The 5,015-nt window shown below is 63.9% G+C and carries 1 protein-coding gene and 1 pseudogene; both read right to left on the reverse strand.

The window, feature by feature from the left end:
* The coding region (locus tag EN893_RS18620; protein WP_245490861.1) for an ABC transporter transmembrane domain-containing protein at positions 1-978 on the reverse strand (978 nt) is incomplete at its 3' end.
* Between the two features lie 511 nt (positions 979-1,489).
* Positions 1,490-5,015 (reverse strand): annotated as a pseudogene (locus tag EN893_RS18625) (protein ndvB); the annotation flags it as partial.

The raw sequence follows: 5,015 nt of genomic DNA on the forward strand, positions 1-5,015 counted from the left end.
GCGCAGGCCGTCCGGCTCGGCGGCATCAGCCGCGGAGTCCTCGAGATGGTAGAAATCCTCGAGCTTGGCACGGGCCTCGGAAATCTGGTTTGCGAAAGCCGACATCTGGTCGAGGCGAGCGATCAGCATCGTGGCAAAACCGGTGAAGGCAATGACGTCGCCGACACCCAACTGACCACGAGTGACGAGATAGGAGCCGATCGACAACACGATCAGCATCGAGATTGCCGATGACAGACGGTGCAAGGCATTGGCCAGCGCCCACCAGTCGAGAACAGGGTTCTGCGCGTCGAGCAGGTTCTTAACGTAGCGGCGCAGCGTATCGGCCTCGTGGCCGAGGCGATTGTAGCTCTGCAGCACCGCAACGTTGCTGACCGAGTCGGTCACATGCGCGAACACCTTGTGGTAGTGGCGCTCGACCGCGGCCTGGCCCGCCTTGGTGCGGCGCATGACCATCCGGCCGATGCCGACATAGAGCAGCCCGAGGCCAAGCAGCACCAGCGACATGCGCAGGTCCATGCTGATCGCGGTCGGAACCAGCAGTACGAGGGCGACAGCCGTGGACAGATGCTGGCGCATGAATTCGAGCCAAAGGCTGAACAGGGTTTCGACGGCGCGCAGCATCGTATGCAGCGCATTGGAGGTGCCGTGCTGATGGTGCCAGGCGAGCGGCATGGTGATCACGCGCTCGAAGGACTCGCAAAGCACTTCGCTGCGCCGGGCATGGGCAAAACGGTCAGCGCCGCGCGCCACCATGACGAAAGCAACGATGTTGAAGGCGCCGAGACCGGCCCACATGACCAGCGTGGTGAAGACAGAGCCACGCTCGGAGATGGCGCCGATGACGCGACCGAACATAATCGGCTCGAGAAGCGCTACGATGGCGAGAGCCACGTTGGCCGAACAGATCAACGCAACGCGTTTCCTGTCCGCGGCCAGATAACCGAGAGCTCGCCAGTAGATTTGCAGAAGGGTCACCCCAGTTACTCCGCCACGCTGTTTATTGTGCACTGCATCATTTTATTCGTACCGGTTGATACGTCGCAAAACAATGGCCGTGTACCCCTTCAGTTCCCTTAGAGCGAACAAAAGATGGCGACGTTCCGAAATCTGCCGTGATCACCTAACGGTTTGAGAAGACAGGTAAAATGTCAGGCATGCGGCGAAATCATGGCAGTTGGCACGTGCTGCCACAATTTTAGTCAGCAACAATGTCGGACGGATGACTAAGGCCGAAATCGCCTTCAGTGAAGTATAGAACGAAACAAAGCTGCATGATGCCCCTCCATGCGAAGGAAGGGCCAACTCTCACTGCTCGTGGCGCCCCCTATCGGACGCCTCAAGCCTTTGATTTCATGCACTCCTCGGTGGCATGTCCTTCAATCGGCAGGCGGCAACGCCAGGCGGGACGGTGCCTCTCATCCCGCCGCGGCGGCAAAAGTCGCGCCCCGGATCCCAGGCCCGAGCGCATAGTTTTTGAGCACATGCATCAAGCCGGGATCCGGATGACCACCTCGGCAACTTCGCCGTCCTTCAGTTCGACTGCCGAACCCTTGGCCTTTGTCCCATTCACCTCCAGCGACACGGCCTTGGCCTTATTGTCGCGGATGACGCGAACCTTGAGTTCCGCCCCCAGCATTTTGAGATTTGCCGAGTAGCCGTCCCAGTGGCTCGGCAGCTTCGGCTTGAACTGGACACGCTTGCCGCGCCGCTCGATGCCCAGGATGCCTTCGACAGCAGCCCTGTAGAGCCAGCCGGCAGAGCCGGTGTACCAGGTCCAGCCGCCACGGCCGCCCTTGCCGTTGCCGGCAGTGTCGTCCCCGGCATAGATATCGGCCGCCACGACATAGGGCTCGACACGATAGTGCTCGGCCGTGGCCTCGTCGGTCGCATGGTTGACGGGGTTCAGCATCGAGAAACAGCGATAGGCCTCGTCGACCTGCCCCATCTCGGCGAGCGCGATGACGAACCATGTGGCGGCATGGGTGTACTGGCCGCCATTCTCGCGCACGCCGGGCGGATAGCTCTTGATGTAACCCGGGTCCTTCTCCGTCTTCGAGAAGGGCGGCGTGAACAGTTTGACGATCTTCAGCTTGTCGTCCACAAGCAGCTTCGTTGCTTGCTCCATCGCGGTGGTCGACCGTGCCGGATCGCCCTCTCCCGAAAGCACGCTCCAGGACTGGGCGATCGAGTCGATCTTGCACTCCTGCGAGTTGCGAGACCCCAAAGGGGTGCCGTCGTCGAAACTGCCGCGCCGGTACCATTCGCCGTCCCATGCGGTGCTCTCAAGCGCCCGCTTCAGCACATCGGCATGCTTTGCCCAGGCCTGTGCTCGCTTGGCATCGCCCTCGGCCTTGGCGACGGGGGCGAAATCGCCCAGCGTCTTCAGCAGGAACCAGCCGAGCCAGACGCTCTCGCCCTTGCCGTGCTCGCCAACGCGGTTCATGCCGTCGTTCCAGTCGCCGCCGAGGATCAGCGGCAGGCCCGCGGGGCTGCTGCGCTTGATGGCGAGATCGAGCGCACGCGCGCAATGGTCGTAGAGCGACGCCGTCTTCTTCGAGATTTCCGGGGTGAAGAAGGCATCGTGTTCGCCCTCGCCCAGCGGCTGTCCATCGATGAACGCCAATTGCTCCTTGAGGATGGTGGCATCGCCGGTGACCAGCAAATAGCGCGCCGTGGCGTGGGCAAGCCAGACCACGTCATCGGAGATCAGCGTGCGTACGCCAGCACCCGTGCGCGGCAGCCACCAGTGCTGCACGTCGCCTTCGGGGAACTGCCGCCGTGCCGCATTGAGGATCTGGTCGCGCGCCAGTTGCGGGTCATGCGCCAGCAGCGCCAGCGTATCCTGCAACTGGTCGCGGAAGCCGAAGGCACCGCTGGCCTGATAGAAGGCGGAGCGGGCACGGATGCGGCAGGCCAGGCTCTGATAGGGCAGCCAGTGATTGACCATGGCGTCGAGCGCCTTGTCAGGCGTCTCGACCTGGATGGTGTCGAGGAAGCCGCGCCATTCGCGCTCATTGTCGGCCAACCGCTGGTCGAAGTCCTTGACCTTATGCTCCTGCACCAGCGCGCTCGCCTCCTCGGCGGACTCGGCGTCACCGAGCAGCCAGAGCAGCGTCACGTCGCCGCCAGCCGGGATCTCGACGTCGCGGGCAATCGCCGCGCATGGATCGTCGCCGGCCTCGACACGGCCAGACAGCGCTGCACCACTCAGCACCGCCTGCGGCAGCTCGCTGGAGCCATGCCGGCCCAGGAACTCCGTCCGGTCTGTCGTCACCGAATGAACGCCGCCGTCAGCCGCGAGGAATGCAACGCGCTCGCCGAAATCCAGCCCGTAGGGGTTTTGTGCCAGCAGCGCCCCGCTGGCGGCATCCCGCGACGGGACGATGGTTGCCGCAGTGCGCGACCGGTGCCCGCCGAGCACCCATTCGGCATAGGCATAGACACGCAGCCGCGCCGGCACCGAGCCGGAATTCTGGATGCGCAGCCGCGAGATCTTCAGCGGATCGACCGGATCGACGACATGGGTGAGATCCATCGACAATGGTCCGCGCTTCGAGCGGAAGGTCGAGAAACCCTGGCCGTGCCAAGCCTCGTAGGTCATCGTGGGATCGCGCACCACGGCAGCGAGCGGCGAGAATGCCTTGCCGCTGGCCTGATCGTAGATATAGAGGCCCTCGCCCGGCCGGTTCGAGACCGGATCATTCGACCACGGCGTCAACTGGTAGTCGCGGCTGTTTCGGCTCCAGGTGAAGGCAGCGCCCTCGGCGGAGGTATGGAAGCCGAACGAGGCGTTGGAGACGACGTTGATCCACGGCTGCGGCGTCGTGCGCCGGCCGGCCAGGCGCACGACATAATGCCGCCCGTCGCCGTCGAAACCGCCAAAGCCGTTCCACTGGCTGAGACCGCTTCCATCAGCGCTGACATTGGCCACTGCCTGCGAGGCAGGAGTATGCGTCGTGGGTGTCGGCGACGGCAATTCACGCGGAATTGGCAATGCTGCCAGAGCGTCGCGCGCCTGCAGAGCCGCGGCCTCGGCGCGCTCGATCTGGTCGAAGATGGTGCCGTTGCGCGTGTGCAGGACCACCCGGGCGACAGCGAGCAGCGTCTTGTAGGTGGTTTCGTCCATGAGATCGCGGCGCACCGCGAATATGTGCTGGCGAGGTCCGAGCTCCTTGCCGCGCAGGCGGCTGTTTTCGCACAGCGTCTCGACCGCCCGCTGCAGGTCCTGGACATAGGAGGACGCCTGCTCGTTGACGACGACGAAGTCGATCATCATGCCGCGGGTGCGCATATATTCCTGGAAACGCAGCGCCTGGGCAACGATTTCGAGATCGGCGACGTCGCCGATCCTGACCAGGAAGATCGGGAAATCGCCGGAAATGCTTGTCGGCCACAGGCTCGACTGCTTGCCCAGCCCCGAGGCGATGGATTCAGCGGGAAGACGCAGGAACGGATCCGGATAGATCAGATAGCGCGCCAGCTTCTGCACATTGGCGGCATCGGTCAGACTGAGGCCCATATGGCGGGTCTGCACCTGGCTGCGCGTCCAGGCAAGCATGGCCTGGCGGGCAAAGCTCTCCGGATGGTCGAGGCGGGCGATGGCTTCGTCCAGCTCGGTGCGGCCAGCGCCGACGACGGTCCAGAAGGTCAGCGATATCTTCTTGTTGGCCGGCACGCGCACCTGGCGGCGCAGCGAGGCGACGGGATCAAGCGTAAAGCCTGAATGGCCGCCCAGCCTGGCGCCCGGGTCGAAAGCGGCCGCATCGACGATGGTACGGCCACGGCCGATGAAGGCGCGCCTGTCGGTCTCGGCCTCGGCATCGCGCGCCGATCCGGACGGATCGGTGACGAAATGCACCATGGCGATATCGGGCTCGCTGGTCTCGCGCTTGCGCCGCGTGGCGAAGATCGCCGCGTTGTTGGCAGAGATTTCGGTTTCCACGAACATCTTCGAGAATGCCGGATGCGCGTTGTCGGACGCCTCCAGGCCGAGCACCAGTTCGGCAAAGGAG

The sequence above is a fragment of the Mesorhizobium sp. M7A.F.Ca.CA.004.04.2.1 genome (assembly GCF_004022825.1).
GTDB lineage: Bacteria > Pseudomonadota > Alphaproteobacteria > Rhizobiales > Rhizobiaceae > Mesorhizobium.